Below are 24,773 nucleotides of genomic sequence, written 5' to 3' on the forward strand. Positions count from 1 at the left end.
GCACTTGAGGAAACATGCCCTACGAGTCCGGCGCCGAATGGCAGTACGACGTCCCGACGACCGGCAGCACGCACCTGCCGCCCGACGCGGGCTACGGCCGGGCGCTGACCAACCAGGGTTACGGCTTCGAGGTCGCCGTCGCGGACCTCATCGACAACTCCATCGACGCCGGCGCCGACAAGATCGTCGTGCACTTCCTGCGTGACGCCGGCCGGATCCTCACCCTGCTGATCATCGACAACGGTCACGGCATGGACGACGCGGGACTGGACGCCGCGATGACGGTGGGCCGCCGACGCGACTACGGCGACGGGGCCTTGGGCATGTACGGCACGGGGCTCAAGGCCGCTTCGCTGTCCCACGCCTCCTCCCTCACCGTGGTCAGCCGCACCAAGCGAAGCCGGGCGGCAGGGCGCCGGCTCACCGCCGAAGGCATCGAGGACAGCTTCCGCTGCGACACCGTCGACCCCCGGTACGCGCAGGATCTCGTGGACCGCTACGACGGAATCATCGAGTGGCACGGGACCGTCGTGCGGTGGGACCAGGTCCGCGCGTTCGAGACAGTGGCCCGCGGCCAGAGCGACCAGTTCCTGTCCAAGGCGATCTCCCGGCTGGAGACCCACCTCGGCCTCTATCTCCACCGCTACCTTCAGGGCGGCCTGAATCTCGACATCGCGGTGTGGGACGTGAGCAGCGGCGAGCTGGGCATCGGCGAGGAAGTGGATCACATCGCCGTGGAGGCCCTCGATCCCTTCGGCTACAAGGTGCCGGGCAAGGCGGGCTACCCGCGGACGTTCACGGCCCCCGTGGAAGGCCTGGGCGAGGTGCGGCTGACCGCGCACATCTGGCCCGCCAAGTCGAAGCAGGCGGGCTTCCGTCAGATCGGCGCGCTCACCGAGCGGCAGGGCTTCTACTTCTACCGGAACGACCGCCTCGTACAGGCCGGAGGCTGGAACAACCTGCGGAACCCGGAGGGGCATCACGTGCTCGCTCGGGTCGCGGTCGATCTCCCTCCGGGCGACAATGGCGTTCTGAGTCTGGATGTGAAGAAGGAAAGTGTGACCGTCACGCCCGCCTTCACGCTCGGCGTGGAGCATGCGGTGGACTCCAGCGGACACACCTTCCACGGCTACCTGGCCGACGCGGAAGCCGCGTACCGGGACGGGGCCAGGCGCACTGAGACCGTCCGAAAGCCGGTCACCCCTCCGGGGAAGGGTATCGACCCGAAAATCAAGCGAGTCATCAAGGAAGAACTGCCCGAGAAGCCGGGAGAAGAGCCGATCAGCTTCATCTGGGGCTCGCTTCCGCCCGATCAGTTCTTCGGGCTGGACCGTGAAGGCAACACCGTCATCCTCAACAAGACCTACCGCGACGACTTCAACGACGGAAGACGCGGCGGTGCGAACGACGCACCCGTCACCAAGACCCTGCTGTACCTCCTCCTTGAAGACTGCTTCGGGCTGGGACGCTGGGAGCGTGGGCGGCAGGACCGGGTGGACTACTGGAACACCATCCTCCTTGCCTCGGCGGAAGCGCAGCGTGAGAGGCGTAGTCAGGTGCTCCCTTGACAGGCAGCAACGCGGCAGCCTTAACGGATTCATCTCTGCTCCCTGACTGAGGACTCACATGAGCGACACCACGCCCACGGCACTCGTTGAGATACACACCTCCGCGCTGGCGGGCATGGTGAACGGCCCCCGGCACTTCGCGCGCTGGGCGGCCCTGGCCGCTGACGAGGACTATCCGGACGCGGACCTGGGCGAGGAGCTGTTCCACACCTACCTCGCAGGCGGTGACGAGGCGCTGACGGCTCTCTGGAGCCGTCATCTGACGGCCTGGGACTTCGCCGAAGATCCTCAGTGGGCACTCACGGTTCCGGCCCGCACCGACGAGCGGCGCACGGCCGTGTACGACCGTCTCCGGTTCGGAAGCGACCTGCGGAAGGCCCTGGACAGCGCGGTTCCGGTGGCCAAGGTTCCAGGACCCACCGTGATCACCCGGGACTTCACGCCGTGGTACACGCCTGAGCGAGCCGCAGCCCACTCCTTCTACTGGACGTCGTACGAGCGGAAGCTCCGGGACAAGGGCTGGCCGGACGCCGCGATCGCAAGCCTGCACGAGGCAAGCCGAGCGGTCGTGGAGCGCCTGACGGACCCGGAGCAGCCGGCAGCCCGCCAGGCCAAGGGCCTGGTCGTCGGGTACGTGCAGTCAGGCAAGACGGCGAACTTCACCGGTGTCGCCGCCAAGGCGATCGACGCCGGCTACCGCCTCGTCATCGTGCTCGGCGGCACGCTAAACCTGCTGCGCGGCCAGACCCAGCGCCGGATCGACATGGAACTCATCGGGCAGGAAAACATCCTGCGCGGGGCCGACGTCACGGATTTGGACTCGCTCGTGGGCATCGACTACGTGGGCGATGACGAGGACTGGCCCGAGTTCGTACGGCACGGCGGCCGTCCGTCCGCTCTGGGCGCGTTCGACGTCGAGCGGCTGACGACACGCGACAACGATTACAAGAGCCTGGCCCAGGGCATCAGGGCGCTGGAGTTCGAGAAGCGCGAGCCCACCCGCCCGCTCCATGACCCCGCGAACCTGCACCACGCGGCGGCACGCGTCCTGGTGGTGAAGAAGAACAAGTCGGTTCTGACGAAACTGGTCAAGGACCTCAAGCAGATCCACGGGCTCCTGGGCGAACTGCCCGCCCTGGTCATCGACGACGAGTCCGACCAGGCTTCCGTCAACACCCTGGACCCCAAGAAGTGGGAGCAGGGCAGCACGGAGCGGACGGCGATCAACGGGCTCATCTCCCAGCTCCTGACCCTTCTGCCTCGCGCCCAGTACGTGGGCTACACCGCCACCCCCTTCGCCAACGTCTTCATCGACCCCGGTGACGACGAGGGCCTCTTCCCCAGCGACTTCCTGATCTCCCTGCCCCGTCCGGCGGGTTACATGGGGGCACAGGACTTCCACGACCTGGACTCGGCCGTACCGCGAGAAGAACGCACGTACGCCAACTCCCAGGAGAGGACCCACGTCCGGGACATCTACGAGTCCACGGGTGACCGTCTCCAGGAAGCTCTGGACGCCTTCGTCCTCTCGGGCGCGCTGAAGCTGTACCGCGGCGACCACGGAGTGCCCGACGGCCCGTTCCGGCACCACACGATGCTCGTGCACCAGTCCGTACGGAAAGACGATCACGCGGACCTGGCGCTGCTCATCAACTCCATGTGGCACCAGGCGGGCTACAGTTCGGCCGCAGGCCACGCACGGCTCGCCGCGCTGTGGCAATCGGACTTCGCCCCGGTGAGCGAGGCGCGTGCGGCGGACCTTCCCGCGCCGGCGTCGTACGAAGAACTCCGCCCGTTCGTGAACGCCGCGCGCCAACTCATCGGCTCTGGAGGCCAGCCGGTCATCATCGTGAACGGCGACTCGGACCGCTACTTCGACCAGCTGGACCTCGACTTCGACCGCACCCCGCACATCTGGAAGATCCTCGTCGGCGGGACGAAGCTGTCCCGGGGCTTCACCGTGGAAGGCCTGACGGTCACCTACTACCGACGCACCACGCAGCAGGCCGACACCCTGATGCAGATGGGCCGCTGGTTCGGCTTCCGGCCTGGCTACCGGGACCTGGTCCGCCTGTACATCGGCCGCGAGGAGCCCTTCGGCCCCAGCAGATACGCCGATCTGTACGAGGCGTACGAGGCGATCTGCCGGGACGAGGAGACGTTCCGCGAGCAGCTGGCGCAGTACGCCGAGGTCGTCGACGGAAAGCCCCAGCTCACCCCGGCGCAGGTGCCTCCCCTCGTGGCCCAGCATCTTCCGTGGATCCGGCCCTCGGCCCGCAACAAGATGTTCAACGCGGAGCTGGTGGAGATCCGGTCGCCGGGCACCTGGGTGGAGCCGACCGCCTACCCGGAGACCCGAGCCGAGCTGGCCCACAACGTCGACTGCTGGAAGCCCGTGTTCGCCGCACTGGGTCATGACCCGGTGAGTCTGTCTGTCGGGGACGCCCCCGCCTACGAGGCACGTGTAGGAACCGTGTCGCACGAGACCCTCACCAAGGTGCTGCACGACCTACGGTGGTCGATCCCGAGCCAGTTCGCACCGCATCTGGCGTTCCTGTCGGGGGCACGGCAGGAGCAGGCGACGATCGACGACTGGCTCGTGATCACCCCGTTGCAGACCTCCGCCAGGCGCGCTGAGGTCCGCATCCTGGGGGATGGCGTGTTCACTCCTGCCCGCCGTAGCCGCCGACGGGGCTCGCTCTTCGGCGCGTTGAGCGAGCCCAAGCACCGCGCTGCCGCCCTGCGCATCGCGGGCGCCATCGACAGGGCCGGGAATACGCCTCTCGAGCAGTATGTCCGCCCGCGCCGAGGAGCGCTCCTGCTCTACCCGGTTGTCGAGTCCGAGCCTCGGCTCCGGCGCGACGGGACGATGGACCCCGGGGACCTCGTCATTGCCTTCTCTTTCGTCGCACCGAAGTCGTCGAGGCGATTCGACCAGCCATTGATCCGGTTTCGTGCGATCGACTCGAGCCGGCAGGATGCGGTCGTCATCGACCGAGCCGACCCACGTTCCTGAGGCGCGACAGCATGGACATGACTCCATCATCCCCCGGCGTCTCAGCACGCATGTCCCGCCAGGCCAGCAAGGACACGAGCGCCGAGTTGGCCGTGCGGCGCCTGCTGCACGCGGCGGGTCTGCGCTACCGGGTGGAGTATCCCGTTCCCGGTATGAAGCGGCGGCGCGTCGACGTGGCCTTCACTCGAGCCCGTGTGGCCGTGCTGATCGACGGGTGCTTCTGGCACGGATGCCCACAGCACGCCACGCAGCCGAGGGCAAACGCAGAGTGGTGGCGCAAGAAGCTGGATCGGAACATGGCTCGTGATCGCGAGACGACGGAGCACCTGACCGCCCAGGGATGGCTGGTGTTGCGGTTCTGGGAGCACGACGCACCCGAGGAAGTGGCCGCGCGAGTGGCAGCGGCTGTGGAGCAGCGTCTGGCAGAACGTTCGAGGAGGAGCAAAGTGTGGGGGGACTGACCTTGGTGGACGTGTGCTCAGGGGCGGGCGGTCTCGCTCTCGGCCTGGAGCAAGCAGGATTCGAGCCACGTCTGCTGCTGGACAATGACGAGCTGTCCGTCACGACCCTGCAGACCAACCGGCCACGCTGGAATGTTCTCCACACCGACTTGTTGGACTTCGATCCGGCCGAGCACCCCGTCAGTCTCGACGTCGACGTCCTGGCGGCGGGACTGCCCCGAGTGAGATCCAGCGCGACTGCCCGACGCGTCGACACCGGCCTGGAGGAGCGGCTGCTGAAAGCGGCCGTATATCTCGTTCATGCGATCCGACCACGCGCGGTACTCATCGAGAACGTGCCAGAACTCGTCCACGCCGAGATCCACCAACCGTTCCGTGACTTCGTCCACGCCGAACTGGATCACTTGGAATACGCGCTCAGCTGGTTCGTCATGAACGCCGTCGACTTCGGCGTACCGCAGAGCCGCAGGCACGGTGTTCTGGTGGCTGTCCAACGAGAGTGGGCCGGAGCGTTCCGGCCGCCTGTGCCCACCGTGCGGGAACCAGTGACCGTCGGTGCCGCCCTGGGACCATCCATGGGCGCCCGTGGTTGGACGGGCGCCGCCCTCTGGGCCGCCCAGGCCGATCAGCCGGCCCCGACGCTGGTGGGCGGATCGAAGAACCGGGGCGGCCCCGACCTCGGGCCCAGCAGAGCGAAGGCGAAGTGGGCGACGATGGGTGTGAACGCGCATACCGTGGGTGACAGCGCCCCGGGCCCGGACTTCATCTGGGATCCCGGACTCGGCAGAGACAATATGGTGAAGCTCACGGTCGAACAGGCGGCGCTGCTGCAAGGGTTCCCCGCGTCATGGCAGATCAGCGGGTTGAAGACCGCCCGGTACCGTCAAGTCGGCCACGCGACGCCGCTCCCTGTCGGAAAGGCACTCGGGCGAGCCGTCGTCGAAGCGCTGAACAGTGATCCAGTGATCTTCTCCGCCGGCTAGACTTCAGCCCCATGACCAGCACGGCGCCCTACCCGTTCATCCTCGACAGACCCTTCGTCCTGGATCTCTTCGCGGGACCTGGAGGACTGGACGTCGCCGGGCATAAACTCGACATCCCGTGCTTCGGCATCGAGTGGGACAAGAGTGCCTGTCTGACCCGCTACGCGGCCGGACTGGACACTCTCCACGCCGATGTGAGCGCGGTGCGCCGGGATGCCTTCGAGTCGCTGCCGCCGGAGATCAATGTGCTCGCAGGCGGACCTCCGTGCCAGACCTACTCGGTGGCGGGGCACGGCGCCGGCCGAGACGCTCTGGAAACCGTCAAGCGGTACATCGATCAGCTCGTGGCGGGCGAATCCGACGAGGAGATCGACAGAGATCTAAAGAGGTTCAGCAACGACCAGCGGACCGCCCTGGTTCTCGAGCCTCTCCGCTACGCCATCCAGGCGACCAGGAGTCCGAACCGGGGCAACCGCCCGTACGACGTCATCGTCCTGGAACAGGTGCCCACGGTCCTCCCGGTCTGGGAACACTACGCCAAGGCGCTGACGAACAAGGGTCTGCCCGACGGCACCAAGTACGAGGTCGTCTTCGGTGTCCTTGCCACCGAGAGGTACGGAGTGCCTCAGACGCGATCCCGCGCGGTGCTGATCGCTCGGCGTGTGGGACTCGGTGACCCCTCACTGCCCGAGGCGACCCACCGCGCCTACGAGCCGAAGGAGTGGAACCGGGGGAACGCCCCGGTCGAGAGCCGGACCCATCAACCGACCTTGTACGACGACAGCGCGCAGAAGTCGCACGAGCACCGCGCGAGCGACGACGAGCCCAAGAAGCGGTGGAGGTCGATGGGTGATGTGCTCCGCGAACCCGTGGGCACCCACAGGGGGCGAGCCAAGCCCTTTCTGGTCCGCTCGAACTACGGCAGCTCCGGGAACCCGGGACGGCGCGGGGTGCGGACCGACCAGCAGCCCGCCGCCACCGTCACCGGTCGCATCTCCCGCTCCGTGGTCTTCGAGCACCTTGACGAGAACGTCGTCCACGAAGGTGCGCGTTTCAGCATGAACGAGGCGGGGATCCTTCAGAGCTTCCCGCCGGACTATCCGTGGTCCGGTACGGCGCAGGCCCAACAGGTCGGCAACGCCGTGCCACCCGCGTTCGGTATGCACCTGCTGAGCGCTGCGCTCGGTCTTCCCGCACCCGACATCGAGGTCCTGCGAGAGCCGTGGCCGGCGGCCACGGAGGAACAACGAGCCAAGCTGCGCAGCCACGGCTGCGGGGACGCGGACACGTGCACGGACAGGTGCCCGCGCGCCAAAGACCAGGTGCCGCCGCCTTCCTCGCGCCCGCGCAAGAAGATGTCGGTCGAGTAAGGTCAGTCCCCGATTGCCCGACCTCTGACCGGGGCCGTCTCGAAGAGTTCGGCGAAGTACTCGGTGAGAGCCATCACCGACGCCTCGGGGACCGGTTCCTCGTCGGGCCCGGTGGGCAGGTCGTGGCGCGGCACCGGGGGCGCGGACTCGGCCTCTTCGATCCAACGGCGGAGCGCTCCGGGTTCACGCGGTTCGTCCGGGGCGAGTGCGTCGTAGACCAGGGTGGCGCCGGCGGTGTTGATGGCCGCCATGAGGCCGTTGATCTCACGTCCGGTACCGGCAACCTTTCGCTCCAACGTCCGCACCAACGCCTGTGCTGTCGGTCGGTGATCGATCAGGTCCATGCGCAGCGCGTTGTGAACGAGGTCCTGGTTGGAGCAAGCCGTCACCACCGGTGCGTAGTCGCCCGCGTTACGGAACATCTCGGCCAGCCACCACAGTCGTGAGAAGCACTGGCGATCCGGCGCGCCTTTGAAGCGGTCCCTGTTGATACGCGGCGCACCGCCGTCACGTGTGGGCGCAGGGGGATGCCGGAAGGCCACGTAGTCCGGTGCGACAGCCAGGGCCAGATGGTTCCAGATACTCCTGTCCGCCGCTTCCCGTCGGGTCAGACGCAGCGTGGCGTGGAGCCGAGGCGCCAACCAGCCGTCGGCGTCCGTCCGGTTGTCCTTGAACTGGTACTTCGCGTCGTCCACGAGGTCTCTGAGAGGTTCTACCGCCCACCGGGCGTCGTCCTCCGGCAGAGGCTCGACGACTCCGGCCAGGTCGACGCCTCCGTGACCCTGAACGCCCTTGACGAGGTCATCGGTGAGGAAGTGATCCGCGGCCGTCGCAGAGAGCAGGCCGAGCCGCTCGGGCAGGTGGTGCGGTTTCTCGATCACGCGCTGTCCTCTCGGTTCATCTGCTGCAACGTGCGCAGGATGTTGGCGAGCGCCTTGCCGGCACCGGCGCGGCGCACGGCGGCGTAGTGGACACGGGTCTGAAGCTCGACCCATCCAGAATCGCCCGTCCGACGCCGATGGACTTCGCGGAGTGCTTCCTCGACGTGAAGGCCGGGCACGACGTCAGGGAGCATCTCCCTCAGCACTTCTCCCCGCCAGTCGGTGGGAAAGACCGGGGAGCCGTCGGGCTCGATCTCCAAGTCTCCGACAGCGCTGTGGAACACCGCCGTCCATACATCGGTGGCCATCTGGGACAGCAGCAACTCGTGGACTTTGTTCTCGATCCCGGCGCTCTCACCACCGAGGAGATCGGAGAACCCCTCGACGTCCGTGTTGACCATCACCAAGGGCAACCGGCCCGAGGCATCGACGACCCAGGGCGCGTCGGCGTAGGGACGCAACCATTCCCGCGCGCTCCTGGAGAAGCTCGCCTGCTTCACGTCCAGTCGCAGGCCACCGAGCGGCTCTTCAGCGGTCAGGTCGACGGTCCAGTCGCTGTCGGTCTCGGCGATCGACCGACCGGGCACATCGTCGACCGTGGCGACCGCATGAACGGCCAACGAGGCACGACCCGCATGGTCGTCGCGCAGCACCTCGATCTCACCGGACCACTCCTTGCTCCCAGGAGCGTCCTGGCGCATGTCGACGGTGGTACGCACATTGGTGTCGCCGTCGGTGAGGACCGCCAGGACCCGCAGATCGTTCCACGGGCCCTCCGGGTCGGTGGCGCCGGGCGGCAGGGTGGCGGACAGGCCGAGCCTCGCCGACACCCAGTCCTCGTGCTGTGCCACGCCCAGGGCGACGGTCCGTTGAGGGATGGAGTAGGCCGAGGTGTCGAGGTGATCGCGGGTGCCGTTGGGCAACTTGAGGGAGGCCGAGGTCACCCTCAAGGTGATCGGGCGGTTGAGTCGCTTGTACGGATAGAACTTCATGCCTCGCTCCCCGTACCGGCTCGAAGTTCAAGGACGAGCCGCGTGAGTTCGGTACGGACCGGGTGGCTCGTGGCGTCGGTGGAGCCACGGAAGACGGCGCGCCGTGCGCGCGGCGTGAAGCGGAGGAGGCCGCCCTCGACCTCACAGCCCTCGACAGCGACGAGTTCCGCCCAGTCGAGCTTGGGACGGCTACCCGACCGGACGTCGAGGAGCACCACCGGCCTCATGGCGGGCAAGTCGTCCACCCGCGGCAGCTTCACCTCCGCCGTGATCCGCCATTCCCCACCGGCACCGATCTCCGCATCCAGTTCGTCCAGTTCCGGCAGCACCGGCCCCGCGATCCGCTTGGGAGCGGTGCTCTTGCGAGATACCGTGAGCTTCTTTCGCAGCTTGGCACTGTCCTGCGCCCCGGCACTCTTCGGTCGAACGACCAGTTCCTTCACGGCGGCGTTGACCTCGGTGGTCAGCCTGGCGAAGCGGTGGTGCGCGCTGTGCGACCAACGGAGCGTTAGCTCCTCGGTCTGCCCCCAACGGTCGTGCTCGGGCGGTTCGGCGGCTCGCAGGAACTCCTCGGCTTCCTCGGCGAAGGGTGACGACTCTCCGGCTGCCCGTCCCACCAGGAGAACCGCCTGGAACGGATTGACGCCCAGCGGCAGCCCGGAGACGGCGGCCTTCTTGATGGTCATCCTGCTGCCGCGCAGCGAGTGGACCTGGTTGGGCACGCCGTCGTCGTCCTCCGCCGTCGTGACCAGGAGAACTCCCGAGTGTGTGCCCAGCGTGCCGGTGCGCCCTCCGGACAAGGGCAGCCGCAGGGGAACCGTGCGGAGCGCCACCTGCCCGGCCTCGGTGAGCCGGTCCACCGTCGTCCCCTCGTAGAAGGCGCGCAGCGCCCGGGTGCGCGAGGGCTGTTTGTCGACGGGATCGACCTTCTCGTCCTCGATGATCTCGCCGTTGCGCATCGTGCGGACCCAGGTCTCCAGCAGCGGAAGCCTGCTGCCGCCTCCGGTCATCGCCGCCCAAAAATCCCGGCTCAGAGCGTCGACCAAGCGTCGGTGCATGGCATTGATGTCGCGGGTACCGTCGTCGCTGCCGTTCTCGTCGTCGGCGGATTCCGACTTGCCCTGTTCGAGACTCGCCACGTCATGGGCACCGACGATGAGGAAGGACGTGCCCGGCTCGTCGCTGTCGCGGGTGAGGTGAAGACGATCCAGCGTCTCCTCGTCCGCCCACCAGGAGCGGACCACTTCCGCGCCGGGTGTCTCGGGGTCGGGGCGGCCCAGCCAGGCGGGGCCGGCATACGAGTTGCCGTCGACCGCACGCCAAGGCAGTTCGAGTCGCCCGATCACACGACGCTCGGTACGACCCTCGTGAGGGACGGAGAGCGTGGAGTTGATCAGCACCAGGCCGAGCGCGCTGGTAGCCCAGAGAGTCGCCTTGCCGAGACCGTAGGAACCGCCCGCGCCTCGGCCCGACTTGAGACTCTCCAACTGCCTGCGGACGACGGCTGCGAATTTGCCATCGTCATAGTCGTCACCGGTGAGGCCAGAAGCGTTGTAGTCGTCGATCCGCAGAAGGATCAGGCGGCCCTTCTCGAACATGTCGCGCACGCCGGCGTCCACGACGCGCCCCACCTTCTGGTCGGCGGCGGATTCGGAGACCGCGGAGTAGTGGGGCTGAAGGTCGTCCCAGAGGAGGGCGGCACGGAACGCATCCAGCTTCTCACCGGTGAGCTCATGGATGGTGTACCGCACGCGGACCGGACGGCCGTTCTCCGCGAGTCGCTCGTCGAGACTGTTCTGACAGGTCTCCCGAGCGAGCACCTGGACGTCCGCGTCGAAGGCGAAGGCCGCCGCGTTCCCGCCGTCGCGCCCTCCGTCCTGGTATCCCGGTCGGTGGTACCAGGTGACCGGGAGGCCCGCCTGGGTGTCGGTGGTACGGGTGTGCACGGTGCCCAGATCCGTACCGAGCGCCTTGGCGATCTCCCCCATGACGGTCGGACGCGGGACGGAGCGCTTGGTGATCCACGCCGAGACCGCGGCCCGGGTCAGCCCCAACTCATCGGCCAGCTCCGCCTGCGTCTTGCCCGCGATCTTGAGCTGCCGGGACAGCCAGGGCCCGAACTCCTCGCCGACCTCCATATGGCCTCCCACTCTTCGGCGTTCGCCGTTGTGCCCGCAGTTATGCGCAGGCTAATTTGACATCAAGCGATGCGTCAACTGGGGCTTGACGCAAGCCCGATCACCCCTCTGAGGGTCAACCGTCCAACTTGTCAAATATGTCCGATTAGTATCTGGATCTGGTGCCGCCTCGCGTGAACACCACCGGCGAAACGGCGGCGTCAACTCCGTTAAACGGAAGGGGAATTGGGGGTGACGCGAACGGGTGACGCCCACTAGGGTCGCCACGACGGCAGTGTCCGCCTCCCCCGGGAACTCCCCTATGACAACGGGTGACTTATGCCCACATGCGTTTCTATGCCCCCGTCGCTGCTGCTGGTGCGGGGAGATCGTCGACAAGAACTGGAGGACGCGAAAAATTCCGTGGAAGAGCCTCCCGGAGAGTCGGACTCTCCCTACCACTGCATCCCTCATTCGCTGCGCGAAATTCACTCCACGTCCTTGCTGCTCTCTTTAGCCAGTTCCGACACGGAAAGAAAGCAGATTCTCGACTCGTTCGGTATGACGATCGAGGAATTTGGCGAGCTCTTCGACCACAGTCGCGGATTCCCCGGTGCCGACGACTGACCCCTCCAGGCAACCATCGAACTTGCATCACCACAGGTCAAGCAGCTTGGACCGCTCCGCGGTCGGCTCCGTCGCCCTCTTCAAGTCATGCCGCCCGTCGCAGGAGCCGTGAAGCAGCAATGCCCAATTCCCCGCAGCCGGTCATTCGCACCGTCATCGAGCAGTCCTCTCGCGTCCTGCAGACCTACGAGGTCGACCCCGGTCTGGTGCCGGAACACGCCAACGGAGAACGCCGCATCACCCAGGGCGGCTACGGCGACCGTCAGCTCTTCGAACTCGTACAGAACGCTGCCGACGAAATCGCCGCCCAGCCCGGTGGCTCTGTCCAGGTCGTCCTCACCGACACGCATCTCTACTGCGCGAACGAGGGCGAGCCGGTGACCGCCGAAGGCGCGGAAACCATCCTCCGAATGAGCATGTCGCGCAAGCGTGGTGGCCAGATCGGCCGTTTCGGCGTGGGTTTGAAATCCGTTCTGGTCGTCACCGACACTCCGCAGTTCTTCAGCAGCTCCGGCTCCTTCGGATTCGATCGCGAATGGGCACTGGAGAAGATCAGTTCGGTGCCCGGGGTGCGGGAGCGCCTGGGCGAGCGGTTCGAGGCACCGGTGTTGCGTATGGCACGGCCCCTCGATGTCGACACCGAGCGGGCCGAAGATCCTGTTCTCGACGAGTTGCTGGGCTGGGCGACGACCGTCGTCCGCCTCCCGCTGCTCGACGGCGCCGCCGGCAGGTTGGCCCTGGACATGCACGGCGGACGGACGGTTGCAGGATCAGCTCGCGAGGAGTTCCCCCTCGGGTTCCAGCTCCTTTCTCCGCATGTGGCGAAGGTCGTCCTGGAGGACCGTCGACCCCGCTCGTTCGTTCGCCGCGTGCTGACCACCGAACAGGACGGAGACCTGCGCACCGTCGTGGAGGTGCGGACCGGGCGGCCGACTGTCAGCGCCGGTTGGCGGGTCTTCTCCACCGCGCACGAGCCAGGTCCGGTTGCCAGAGCCGACGCCGGCGAACTGCACGACCGGACCACCCTGGACATCGCCTGGGCGGTACCCGCATTGGAGAAGGACGAGAAGAGCGGGCTTCACGTCAGTCCGCAGTCGCGGGGGCGAGGTCGCTTCTGGTCCTTCTTCCCGACCAAGTACGAGATGTCTTTGAGCGGCATCCTCAACGGCGCTTGGAAGACCAACGAGGACCGACAGAACCTTCTCGACTCCTCCGCATTCAACGAGGAGATGGTCAGGGTCTCGGCGGCACTGGTCGTCGACTCCCTCCCCCGTCTGGCTCCCGCCGAAGATCCAGCCGCGTACCTGCCACTGCTACCCGGTCGTGTCAAGGAGGCCATCAGCTGGGCCGACGAGTTCCTGACCCGGGAGATCTGGGAACGGGCGGCGGTCCGACCGTCGCTGCCGGATCAGGAGGGTGTGCTGCGCGTCCCGGCCGAGCTGCGGGTCCCTCCGCGTCTCGACAAGGAACGCAATGCCGGCTGGCTGCGGATGTGGCACGAGTCCCCCTGTCGCCCGTCGAACTGGCTGCACCCGAACGCCGAGGCGGACACGCTGCGATCGGGCAAAGTCGAGCACATTCTCGGCGCGGCCGGGCACAAGCGCGCCGACGTGCGTGAATGGCTGGAGGCACTGGTCGAGTGCGGCACCGCCCAGGCGTCCGCCACGGCGATCCGGATCGTCGCCGACATGGTCGCAGCCGGGTCGCCGCACGCCGAGGAGGCTCGCAGGGCGAAGATCGTACTCACCGAGGAGCACGGCCTCGTCCCCCCTGTCCCCGGACAGGTCTTCCGCCGTACGGACGAGGACGGGCTGCGGGAATCCCTGGTGTACGTGGTCGGAGAGATCGCGAGGAAACCGGAACTCTTCGCCGCGCTCAACCTCCTGGGCATACGCGAGGCGGACGTCGAGGGCCGGTTCATCAGTGTGCTCGACCAAGGGTTCGCAGGTTACGGAGGCGCCGAATGGGAGCGGTTCTGGGACCTGTTCCGTCAGGCAGGCGGACGCCGACTGACCCACACGGTGCTCGAACACGTGCGGAACGCCCGCGAGACGCTCCGCGTGCGAACAGCGGACGGTGGGTTCCGCCCGGTGCGCGACTGCATGCTGCCGGGTGCGGTGGTGGAGGCGGGACGCGATCCGAGCATCGCAGTGGACATGCGGTTCCACTCCGACGACCTCGCCTTCTTCCGCGAGATCGGCCTGCGCGAACGGCCCTCGACCTCGGTGCGCCCGGAGGGCGAGGCCTGGTTCGAGGAGTATCGGGAAGCGGTCCACGCCGCCTATTTGAAGCGCCTAGACCAGCGGACCCCCCGTCCTGCCCTCAACCGCATGAAGGTGGAGGGATCCGCGATCGGCGGTCCGCTGCACTTCTTCCGGTCGCTCTCGGAGGAGTCCCGCGCCGCCTTCCTGAAGGTGTTGCCGGACGACGCCGTGGTGGACAACTGGACGTGCCAGATCGGCGCGCAGTCGAGCACCCGCCAGGCGGTGATGTCGCCGATCCGCTGGATGCTCAGGAAGTACGGAACCGTCTCCACCTCCCAGGGCGTCAAGCCGCTGACCGAAGCGGTCGGCCCCCAGCTCGCCGCCTATCGCGACGTGCTGCCGGTCGCCGACATCTCCCCGGAGAAGGCCCGCAAACTGCGCCTGCCCACCACGGTCGACGACGTGCCCGCCGAACGCTGGGAGACCCTTCTCTCCGAGGTGACCCGCAGCGAGGACGACACCTTCGTCGGCAACACCTACGTGATGCTCACCCGCTTCGGAGCGGACTTCCCCGAAGACGCGCTGACCCGCTGCCGGACCGGCGAGACCTGGGACGCTCGCCCCGACGACGAGATCACCGTCGCGGTCGGCACGACCGAGTACCGGGCATTGCGCGCGGAACAGCTTCCCGCCCTGCTCGTAGCGACCGCCGAGGACGCTGAGCTGATGGTCGAGAAGTGGGGCATGAAGCGCTACGCCGAATCCATCACCCTGGAGACCCGAGAGGTTCCGGCCGGGGACCCGGTTCCGCTCGCTGAGCTGTACCCCGCCCTGCGGCAGCGGCTGAACAGCGGCAACCGGAACACGATGGTGCAGCGGTGCACCGAGCTGGAGGAGGTGACCCGGACCCAGAACGCCGCGAAGTCCCGCCCCCTGGACGCGGTGCGGCAGGGCATCACGATCAAGGTTCGTGTCCCCCTGGAGCCCGAGCCCATGCTCCGCCTGATCGACCGCGAGTTGGGACTTGGTCTGGGCGCGGCCGGCTGCAGGGCGGTCCTCGAACATCAGGAGCGGATGGCCCGCGACAGCAGGACGAAGGCGGCTCTGCAGGCCATACGCGACGCGGACGACGTGGTTACCAAGATCGAGCTGTTGGTCGGCGCGGAGGCCCTGCGGTCGGGCCTGCCGGAGGGACTGATGGATGCCGAGTTGGAGGCGACCGGCGGCGCGGAGCCGTCCGGTCACCGAATCGCACAGATGGCCTTCAACGCGCGCGGCGACAGGGTGCTCCACCACCACGCCCGGGACATCCAGGCCAGGTTCCCCAACGCGCCTGTCGGCTATGGCGGTTCCTCGACAGCCATCGCCTTCGCGTCGAGCCTCGGACTCCCGGTGACCTTCGCCGGCAGCCGGACGCCGTCACCGCCGGCCTTCGAGACGATCGACGGTCCGCGGGACTTTCCCCGCCTCCATGCTTACCAGGAAGACCTGGTACGCAACATCACCACGTTGCTCGACCGGTTGGCCCCGCAGCGCGCCATGCTGTCACTGCCCACAGGCGCCGGCAAGACACGCGTCACCGCGGAGGCCGTGATCCGCTGGGTGAAGCGGGTGGGTGATCTCCCGGGTCCGCTGCTCTGGATCGCGCAGACGGAGGAGCTGTGCGAGCAGGCCGTTCAGAGCTGGCGGTTCGTTTGGAGCAAGGTGGGAGCGGAGCGCCCCCTCACCATCAGCCGACTGTGGGGCGGCAACGAGGTCGGGCATGTGGAGGGACACCCGCACCTGGTGGTCGCCACGGACGCCAAGTTGGAGCGGTGTCTGGGCACCGACCATTACGAGTGGCTCCGGGAAGCCGCACTGGTGATCGTGGACGAGGCCCACACCGCGATCTCCCCGCGATACACCGCCGTCCTGGGAAAGCTGGGCCTCACCCAGTACGAGACACGACGTCATCTGCTCGGTCTGACCGCCACCCCCTTCCGCAACACCAACGAGGATGAGACCCGCCGCCTGGTCAACCGCTTCGGCGGTCGACGCCTCGACGAGGGAGTCTTCCCCTCCGGTGACCCGTACGGAGACCTTCAGAAGTGGGGGATGCTCGCCCAGGTGGAGCATCGCACTCTGGAAGGCGGCAGCATCGAGCTGACCCGCGACGAGAGGGAGCAGGCCGAGCGTATGGCCACGCTCTCTCGCTCTGCCGAACAGCGGCTCGCGGAGGACCACGCGCGGAGTCGTCGCATCGTCGACGAGGTGGCCGGCCTTCCGAAGGACTGGCCGACCCTTCTCTTCGCAACCTCCGTGGACCACGCCAACTACCTCGCCGCCCTTCTGAACGACCGGGGGGTCCCGGCCGCAGCCGTGGACTCGAGCACGAGCACCCAGGACCGGCGCCGACGCATCGAGGACTTCCGCGACAAGCGCATCCGCGTGCTCACCAACTACGGTGTCCTGACCCAGGGGTTCGATGCTCCCGCAACCCGTGTCGTGGTGGTGGCCCGCCCGGTCTACAGCACGAACGTCTACCAGCAGATGATCGGTCGCGGTCTGCGTGGCAAGGAGAACGGCGGCAAGCCCGACTGCCTGATTCTCAACGTCAGTGACAACATCGCCAACTTCGACACCCAGCTGGCCTTCACACAGTTCGAGCACCTCTGGAGCCGGAAGTGACCGACGTCTACCTGGACAGTCCTCCTCTCACCAACGAGCAGCGGGCCGTCGTCGAGCAGCCGTGGGACGCACGTGTCCTCGTGACCGCCGGGGCCGGGGCCGGGAAGACGCACACGCTGGTACGCCGGCTCGACGCGCTGTGCGGCCACGAGGACCCTGACGAGGCGCTGGAAGCCGCCGAGATCCTGGTGCTCACCTTCACGCGGGCCGCCGCCCGGGAACTGCGCGAGCGTATCTCGCGTCACGGGGAACGAGCCCGCCGGGTGCGTGCCCGGACCTTCGACATGTGGGCCTACGAGGTGCTCCTCCAGGCACATCCGGACGGCGAGTGGGGGTCGCTCGGCTTCGAGGAGCGGATCGCGGCCGCGACCCGCGCGATCGAGAGCGGCGCGCTGGAGATCGGCGATGCCGTACCGCCCGCGCATGTCGTGATCGACGAGGTGCAGGACCTACTGGGCGAGCGTCGAGAACTGGTGGAGACGCTTCTCGACCGGTACCAGGGCAGCTGCGGCTTCACCGTCGTCGGAGACGCCGCTCAGTCCGTCTACGGCTTCCAGATCGAGGACTTGGACGAACGCGTCGACGAAACCGGCCGGTTCTTCGACTGGCTGCGCTGCTCGTACCCCGACGACCTGGTGGAGCTGCGTCTCACCGCGAACTTCCGGGCGAAGACCGACGAAGCCCGCGTGGCTCTGGCGCACGGTCCTCGCCTCCAGCAACTCAGCGATCCTGAGGAGGCGGCAGCGCTCTACGACGAACTGCGCAACCTCCTCCTGGCTCCGACGAACGGCATGGGCGACCTCGACGACGAGTTCACCTTGGCCGGCCTTCGGGATCTCACCGACACCTGCGCCGTTCTGACCCGTGACAACCGAGAAGCCCTCGTGGTCTCCGGCCTGCTGCATGCGCACGGCGTCGAGCACCGGCTGAGGCGTCCACTCGAAGAGCGCCCGGTGCCGTACTGGGTGGCCGAGTTGTTGCGCCGGACGGAGGCAACCGGCCTCACAGAGGACCGGTTCCGGACCCTCCTCGGGCAGGTCCCGCTTCCCTACGAGCCGAACATCGGCGCCCTGTGGACAGTGCTACGCCGGATCGCGCGCGGAGCGGGGCGCGGTGTGCTCGACGTAGATCGGCTGCGCCGCGCGGTCGCCGACGGCAGGTTCCCCGACGAGGCTGCCGACCCGGAAACCGCACGGATCGTCGTCTCGACCGTGCACCGGGCCAAGGGCCTCGAATTCGACCGTGTGATCGTTCTGGTCCCGCCGACAGTCGCGGAACTCCACAAGCGCCACAAGGGCGAGCTGGACCTTCCTGCCGAGGCCCGCGCCCTATACGTGGCGATGACACGGGCCCGCCAGGACCTGTACCACGTGCCGTCCCCAGAATTGCCGCAGTTCAGGCTGACCGAGAAGCGCAGCCAGGGGCGGCGCTACATCGGTGGCTGGAGGTCGCACGACAGGTACGGCATCGTCGCCGGTGCCGGCGACGTCTGCCGGGACACCCCGCCCGGCCGAGACGTCGACGCCGGCGCCACCCAGGCCTACCTCCTGGAAAGAGTCGCCTACGGGCACCCGGTGACGCTGCGCAAGCGCCACGACATACCGATGGGGGAGACGGAGAGCCCCCCCTACGCCCTCGTGCACGACGGCCGGGAGATCGGCGAGGCTTCGCGACGGTTCCGGGAGGCCCTGTTCGAGGTGCAGAAGGTGAACCGCAGTTGGGACCCATGGTGGCCCGACGAGATCCACGACCTACGGATCGACACCCTGGAGACCGTGACGGGCAGCACCGCCGCCGGCGCCAACGTCGGGCTCGGTGAGCGAGGCGTGTGGATCGTCCCCAGAATCACCGGTGTCGGCCGATACCGCCGGGCCGACCACGACGAGGAGCAGGGCGCATGACGCACGTGGCAGACGGGCACTCCGAGCACTACAGAGTTCGGGACGAGACACTCCTGGTGGGACTCCGCCGTGAACTCCTCGGCCCCGACGAGGACGCCGGACCGGGCGACCGGGACGAGGTCCTCACCCAGGACGCGCCGATCGACCGCTACGTTACGGGCGTCCTGTACCCGCGTGCGGCGGACAAAGCCGCGATACAGCGCAAGACGGAGGACGCCGCCTCACAGGAAGGCCTCGATGTCGCCCCTCTGCTCAAGCGCGACGACATCGAGGAGTCCGGCACCGCGCAGGAGTCTGGGGCCTCGGGGGACAGACGTCCCTCCTCGATGGGTCTGACCTTCGCGGTCGACCCGTCCGAAAGCGCCACGATCGTGGTGTCGGCACGCGCCGCCGTGTACGAACCCACCGACGCTGACGGTACGCCGATCCCCGCCCGCCGCGCCGAGGCCCGCACCACGGGCGACCAGCGGGAGCACTGGCGGCGCAGGGAACTGGTGCTTCCGGACCAGCTCGTCGTCGTGACCGATCCGGCACCGCGAGATCTGATCGGACTGGCCCCGGAAGCAGCGTTGCACGTAAACGTCCGGCACCGGGACAGGGCCACCGGCTTCGTCACGATCACGGTCACGCTGATCAACATCCAGAACGTCGGCGAATGGGACCTCCAGGACGCCTTCTCCCTCTTCCAGTGCGGTCTGAGGGTCCGTGCCGTCAACGGTTCCACCGCGTTCGTCGAACGTCCCGCCCAGACCTCCGCCCACGACCCGGATGTCGCCGTGAGTCGACTGCTGCACCGTCATGCTCCGACCTTCGCCGTCGGACACGGTTGCGCCGCCGAATGGGACTGGACTCCGTCACCGATAGGTGTGACCGACACGGCCCCAGAGGCCGCCGTCCCTGAGGTCCGGAGCCAGTTCGTACCCACCGTCGAGGTGTTGCTCACCGACTCCAACCCCGAGATCGACAGCTCGGCTCTGTCCATGCTGGGGCTGGCGGAGAAGTCCGATACGGAGGTTCTGGGCGCTCTCGAGCAACTCGCCATGGGCTACGAGCGCTGGATCGACCGCAAAGCGGCCGAGGCGGCGGCCATGGTGGGAGGTCCCCACGAAAATCCCGCGCGGAACCAGGTCAGGGCCTGTCGAGAGGCACTCGACCGGATCCGCGAGGGCATTCGGCTACTGCGCACCAAGCCCGACCTGATGAAGGCTTTCCGGCTCGCCAACCGTGCCATGGCCGACCAGCGGGCGCGCAGCATGTGGGTGAAGAGCGGCCGGATCGAAGCCCCAGACCCGGCAGCCGGTCGATGGCGCCCCTTCCAGATCGCGTTCCTGCTGCTGTGCCTCGCCGGCATCGACGACCCCGAGCACCCCGACCGGCGGATCTCCGACCTGCTGTGGTTCCCCACCGGTGGCGGCAAAACGGAGGCCTACCTCGGGCTCATCGCCCTCACGTCGTTCCTGCGCCGCATGCGTAAGGGTGAGGACGGCGGCGGTGTCACCGTCCTCATGCGCTACACCCTGCGGCTGCTCACCCTCCAGCAGTTCGAGCGTGCGGCCGTTCTGCTCTGCGCCATGGAACACATGCGGCGCCGCACGCCTGAGTTGGGACATGAGGAGTTCTCCGTCGGCATGTGGGTGGGGCGCTCGGCCACCCCCAACACGCTGTCCGAGGCCGTCCAGAAGCTCGACGAGCTGCGCGCGAATCTCGACAAGCGCCTCGCCACCGAGAACCCCGTCCAATTGCACGCCTGTCCCTGGTGCGGGACCCGCCTCGACGCCCGCGATTACGACGCCGACGAGGACGCGAAGCGAATGTACGTCCGCTGCTCCGGGAAGGATTGCGACTTCGCCGACGGCCTGCCCGTCCACTTGATCGACGAGGCGGTGTACGACGCGCGACCGACGCTGGTGATCGCCACCGTGGACAAGTTCGCGTCGATGCCGTGGCGACCAGCTACATCCGCCCTCTTCAACCTCGATGACCCCGACGACGGCACCCCTCCTCCCGAACTGATCGTCCAAGACGAACTCCACCTCATCTCCGGTCCACTGGGCACGCTCACCGGCCTCTACGAGACGGCTGTGGACGCGCTCGCCGACGGCCCCAAGGTGATCGCCTCCACGGCGACCATCCGGCGCGCCGCCGAACAGGGCCGCCACCTCTTCGCACGCGAGGTGAGGCAGTTCCCTCCCGCCGGCCTGGACGCGCGAGACTCGTGGTTCGCCGTGGAGACACCGCGTGAGGAGAAGGCGAGCCGCCGCTATGTCGGACTTCTCGCCCCCGGCACCAGTCAGTCCACGTTGCTGATCCGTACGTATGCCACGTTGCTCCACCGGGCGAAGCACGCGGACACCAAGGACGCAGTGCGCGACGCCTACTGGAGTCTCGTCGGCTACTTCAACAGCCTGCGGCTGCTCTCTGCGGCCGAACTCCAAGTCCACGACGACGTCGTGGCGTACCTTGAGCTGCTCGCCGAGCGCGAGGGTGTCGCGGTCCGGTCGACCGCCAACTACTCGGAACTGACGAGCCGTGTGGATGCCAGTGAGATCCCCGCCCGTCTCAAAGGGATCGAGAAGCGGTTCCCCGACGAGGACGCGGTGGATGTCCTCTTGGCCACCAACATGATCGCGGTGGGCGTGGACGTGGACCGGCTCGGTCTCATGGCCGTGATGGGTCAGCCCCAGACGACCGCCGAGTACATCCAGGCCAGCAGCCGGGTCGGGCGCGCGCACCCCGGACTCGTTGCGGTCATGCTCAACGCCTCACGTCCCCGTGACCGGTCGCACTACGAAAGCTTCCAGCATTTCCACTCAGCTCTCTACCGAGAGGTCGAATCCACCTCCGTCACCCCCTTCTCAGCCCGCGCGCGCGAGCGAGGCCTGCACGCGGTGATCGTCGCTCTCGCCCGCATCATGATCCCGGACGCTCGCCGCAACGAGGGGGCCGGCGACGTCGAATCCTACGAACACCTACTGCGGGGCAACATCAGGTCGGTCCTCATGAAGCGCGTTCGTGAGGTCAGCCCCGAGGAGACCGATGCCGTGTCTCAGGCATTCGACGAGTTCGTCGAGTGGTGGTGCAAGGAGGCCGACATCCACAACGGCCTGGTCTTCGAACCCCGCCGAGGGCTTCGTACACCCTCGCTCCTGAAGGCGTACGACGACGAGTCCGAGGACGCCGAGGCCTGGTCCACGCTCTGGAGCCTGCGCGACGTCGACGCAGAATCCGCCTTGTTCATGGAGGGAACCCGATGACACCGTCCCCAGCTCGACGCCGCCGGGCCGGCGCAGGCAGGACCGCGCCCGCCCACAACCTGCCGAGGAGGGGTACGGTCCGCCGTGCTCAGGCGATCACCACGTACGGCGTCGGATCGCTCATCGCCGTGGACCACGAGTCCTTCGTCGTCTCGGGGCTGGACGAAGCTGAGCAGAGCTGGAGGGTCGACGAGTCGCCCCGGATCCACGAGAGGCGTCTCGCTCGGCTCCTCGGCGTCGACTACTTCCGACTCCCGCCCGCGTCCGGCGACGACAGCAAGGACGGCCTCCGAGTCCGACGCTTCCCCCAGATGCACTCCTGCCCCGAGTGCACGGAACTGCGGCAGCACCGCGAATTCTCCCCGCCCACTGGTCGAAGCGTATGCGGCACCTGTGAGGTCGAACTCGTTCCCTCCCGATTCGTCGTGGCATGCGAGGCCGGGCACCTCGGAGAGTTTCCGTACTGGAGTTGGGTGCACCGCTCCACCGGCCGCGCCGTGACGGTAGGTCAGTGCGGGGGAACCCTCAAGCTGCGTTCGTCCGGGCGTACGTCCTCGCTGCGCTCGATCCTCGTCTCCTGCACCTGCGAGCCGGCTCCTGAGGTCTCCATGGAAGGCTCGTTCCGGAGGAACGCGCTCAAGGACCTGGGACTGAGATGCCGAGGTTCTCGCCCGTGGCTCGGAACATCAGCCCCGGCTCAGGAGTGCGGACTCCCCCTGCGCACGCTCCAGCGCGGTTCGTCGGCGGTGTGGCAGCCGGTGTTGAAGTCGGCGTTGTCCATTCCTCCCTGGAGCAACGGCCGTGCGGATCCGCTCGCCGAGCATTGGGACGCACTCCGCCAGTACGACAGCCGCGAGCATGTCGAGATCTACCTCAGAGGTGTTTTCAAGGGAGAGTGTCCCGTCCAGCTGGACGAGGTGATGGCGCTGCTCGACGCCGAGCGCGAGGAGGATCCGGACGGCGAGACGGCCCCCACCTTCGACCACCGCTACCGCGCCCTGCGCAACAAGGAGTACGAGCGGCTCCGCTCGGGCAACGACGAGAGTGAGCACTCACGCGAAGAGCAGTTCGTCTGCGAGACCCCGCTGGGCGACCAGAGCGTGCTCGATCCGCTCGGTGTCACGGGTCCGATGCTCGTCAAGAAGCTGCGTGAGGTGCGCGCCCTGAAGGCTTTCACCCGGCTCGCCGACCCCGACTCGACCACCGATTCGAAGGAGATGCCGCTCTCCGAGTCCGCCATGCGATGGCTCCCGGCCATGGAAGTGCACGGCGAAGGAGTCTTCCTCCGACTGGACGAGGGACGACTCGACGCCTGGGAGAAGGCCCCGGCGGTGGCAGCCCGCATCGAGCGCATGCGCACCGCGCACCAGCGGCTGCTGGAGCAGCGTGCGGGCGACCCGAGCCGGGTCGTTCCGTCCCCCGCGACGCCTCGCATGGTGCTTCTTCATACCCTGGCCCACGCCCTCATCAACGAATGGAGCCTGGAGGCCGGTTACCCGGCCGCGGCCTTGCGCGAGCGTCTGTACGCCGCCGATCACATGGCCGGAGCGCTGATCTACACGGCGACGAGTGACTCGGCGGGCAGCCTCGGCGGTCTCGTTGCTCAAGGCGAACCAGAGCTGCTCGACCGCACGGTCCGTTCGGCCGTGCACCGCGCGGAATGGTGTTCCTCCGACCCGCTCTGCATGGAGACCCAGGTGTCCGGTACCGGCGGCACCAATCTCGCCGCCTGTCACGCCTGCGTGATGCTCCCGGAGACAAGCTGCGAACACAACAACATCCTGCTGGACCGCGCGCTCCTGGTCGGTACCCCCGCGAACCGTCTCGTAGGCTTCTTTGCCCCGATATTGGACCGTTGACGTCCATCCGCCCTCAGGACACCGACAGCTGTCGGTGTCCTGAGGCCCCTGCACCAGTCTCGGCTACCACGGACTACCGGGCTGTCCTGCCCGACTCCTTGTCACATCGCCTTTGGGCACGATCCAGAATCTCGTCCACGTCATGGCCCTGTGCCCCGAGCCAAAGAAGCAGATCCGCGATCGCCTCGATCGCCGCCGTCTCCTCTACGACAGACGTCAGCTTGCTGTATGCCTGATTCTGCGCCCGTCGCGCCTCGTCACGGGCAAGCCACACGGTTCCCGAGACCGGCACGCTTCCACGGTGGCCGATGGACCCGGTCCCCGCGACTGCCAGTTCGACCCAAGTGACCTTGTGCCCGGGCATGAGTTGAGTTCCCCACCGGTCGGAACATGCTGCGACGAGCACCATCCCGCGCCCCGATTCCGCGTCCTCGACTGACTCGACCAACGTCGGTAAGGCGCGCGTGTCGGGATCACGAACCTCGATGCGGAGGCACGTGTCCTTCACGAAGACGGCCAAGGTAGCCGGGGTCCCCGATCCCACATGCCTGATCACATTGCCGACGAGCTCACTGACGCAGAGTTGGGCTGCTTCTGTCAGTTCCGGAAGACCCCAGAGACCCAGATGGATGCGCAGAAGACGGCGTAGTGCCGCCACCGCCTCGGGCTCTGCCAGAAACGGCAGCTCCCCAGGTCGCCTCGGTGTGAATGCGTTGCAATCCATGGCGCGACTTCCTCTCCCGCTTCTCGACTGGCGACACTTGGCGAGCAGTGGCCTGTCTCCCCGGCGCAAGCCCGCCACTCCCAGGGCAGGAGGGGCCAGGCAGGCGTGCGCGATGCACTTCTGCTCGCCGCGCGTCAACGGCATGGCGT

At 67.6% G+C, this 24,773-nt stretch carries 14 protein-coding genes; 10 read left to right on the forward strand and 4 right to left on the reverse strand.

Annotation, left to right across the window (positions count from 1 at the left end; translation table 11 throughout):
* Positions 1–14: 14 nt before the first annotated feature.
* Genes ABZ854_RS26500 through ABZ854_RS26520 form a run of 5 tightly spaced genes read left to right on the forward strand, consistent with a single transcriptional unit; the run spans position 15 to position 7,398 of the window.
* The gene (locus ABZ854_RS26500; RefSeq protein WP_361215133.1) at positions 15–1,568 is read left to right on the forward strand and encodes an ATP-binding protein; all 1,554 of its coding nucleotides are present in this window, start codon (positions 15–17) and stop codon (positions 1,566–1,568) included.
* Positions 1,569–1,626: 58 nt separating this feature from the next.
* Positions 1,627–4,584, forward strand: coding sequence for a Z1 domain-containing protein (locus ABZ854_RS26505; protein ID WP_361215135.1), 2,958 nt, complete (start codon positions 1,627–1,629; stop codon positions 4,582–4,584).
* Between the two features lie 11 nt (positions 4,585–4,595).
* Complete coding sequence (locus tag ABZ854_RS26510) at positions 4,596–5,045, forward strand: very short patch repair endonuclease (protein ID WP_361215137.1); 450 nt, start codon at positions 4,596–4,598, stop codon at positions 5,043–5,045.
* Entirely contained in the window at positions 5,033–6,028 is a 996-nt protein-coding gene (locus ABZ854_RS26515; RefSeq protein ID WP_361215139.1) for a DNA cytosine methyltransferase, read from the forward strand. The genes ABZ854_RS26510 and ABZ854_RS26515 overlap by 13 nt, the downstream gene beginning before the upstream one ends.
* Positions 6,029–6,039: 11 nt before the next feature.
* On the forward strand, positions 6,040–7,398 hold the full coding sequence (locus tag ABZ854_RS26520; protein WP_361215141.1) for a DNA cytosine methyltransferase: 1,359 nt from the start codon (positions 6,040–6,042) through the stop codon (positions 7,396–7,398).
* Between the two features lie 2 nt (positions 7,399–7,400).
* Here ABZ854_RS26520 and ABZ854_RS26525 read toward each other — a convergent pair whose 3' ends face one another.
* The 3 genes from ABZ854_RS26525 to ABZ854_RS26535 are packed head-to-tail and all read right to left on the reverse strand — an operon-like array spanning position 7,401 to position 11,409.
* Complete coding sequence (locus tag ABZ854_RS26525; RefSeq protein WP_361215143.1) at positions 7,401–8,279, reverse strand: DUF6339 family protein; 879 nt, start codon at positions 8,277–8,279, stop codon at positions 7,401–7,403.
* Complete coding sequence (locus ABZ854_RS26530; RefSeq protein ID WP_361215145.1) at positions 8,276–9,271, reverse strand: hypothetical protein; 996 nt, start codon at positions 9,269–9,271, stop codon at positions 8,276–8,278. Before ABZ854_RS26530 ends, ABZ854_RS26525 begins: the two co-directional genes overlap by 4 nt.
* Positions 9,268–11,409 carry a helix-turn-helix transcriptional regulator gene (locus tag ABZ854_RS26535; RefSeq protein ID WP_361215147.1) on the reverse strand — a complete coding sequence of 714 codons (2,142 nt, stop codon included), beginning with the start codon at positions 11,407–11,409 and terminating at the stop codon, positions 9,268–9,270. The genes ABZ854_RS26530 and ABZ854_RS26535 overlap by 4 nt, the downstream gene beginning before the upstream one ends.
* Before the next feature lie 336 nt (positions 11,410–11,745).
* Between ABZ854_RS26535 and ABZ854_RS26540 the strand changes: the two genes are divergently transcribed.
* The 5 genes from ABZ854_RS26540 to ABZ854_RS26560 all read left to right on the forward strand — a co-directional run bounded on the left by ABZ854_RS26540 (position 11,746) and on the right by ABZ854_RS26560 (position 23,900).
* Complete coding sequence (locus ABZ854_RS26540; protein WP_361215149.1) at positions 11,746–12,015, forward strand: hypothetical protein; 270 nt, start codon at positions 11,746–11,748, stop codon at positions 12,013–12,015.
* Positions 12,016–12,134: 119 nt separating this feature from the next.
* Positions 12,135–16,886, forward strand: a complete 4,752-nt coding sequence (locus tag ABZ854_RS26545; RefSeq protein WP_361215151.1) for a DEAD/DEAH box helicase — start codon at positions 12,135–12,137, stop codon at positions 16,884–16,886.
* A complete protein-coding gene (locus ABZ854_RS26550; RefSeq protein ID WP_361215153.1) occupies positions 16,883–18,787 on the forward strand; it encodes a UvrD-helicase domain-containing protein in 1,905 nt (634 codons plus the stop codon). Before ABZ854_RS26545 ends, ABZ854_RS26550 begins: the two co-directional genes overlap by 4 nt.
* The gene (locus ABZ854_RS26555; RefSeq protein WP_361215155.1) at positions 18,784–22,041 is read left to right on the forward strand and encodes a helicase-related protein; all 3,258 of its coding nucleotides are present in this window, start codon (positions 18,784–18,786) and stop codon (positions 22,039–22,041) included. Before ABZ854_RS26550 ends, ABZ854_RS26555 begins: the two co-directional genes overlap by 4 nt.
* Positions 22,038–23,900: a DUF1998 domain-containing protein gene (locus tag ABZ854_RS26560; protein WP_361215157.1), complete on the forward strand. Its 1,863-nt coding sequence runs from the start codon at positions 22,038–22,040 to the stop codon at positions 23,898–23,900. The genes ABZ854_RS26555 and ABZ854_RS26560 overlap by 4 nt, the downstream gene beginning before the upstream one ends.
* A gap of 73 nt (positions 23,901–23,973) precedes the next feature.
* On the opposite strand, the gene ABZ854_RS26565 is transcribed toward ABZ854_RS26560, so the two are convergent.
* A complete protein-coding gene (locus tag ABZ854_RS26565; protein WP_361215159.1) occupies positions 23,974–24,624 on the reverse strand; it encodes an ATP-binding protein in 651 nt (216 codons plus the stop codon).
* Positions 24,625–24,773 lie beyond the last annotated feature (149 nt).

Origin of the sequence: Streptomyces sp. NPDC047028 (genome assembly GCF_040644095.1) — a bacterium.
Classification (GTDB): domain Bacteria; phylum Actinomycetota; class Actinomycetes; order Streptomycetales; family Streptomycetaceae; genus Streptomyces.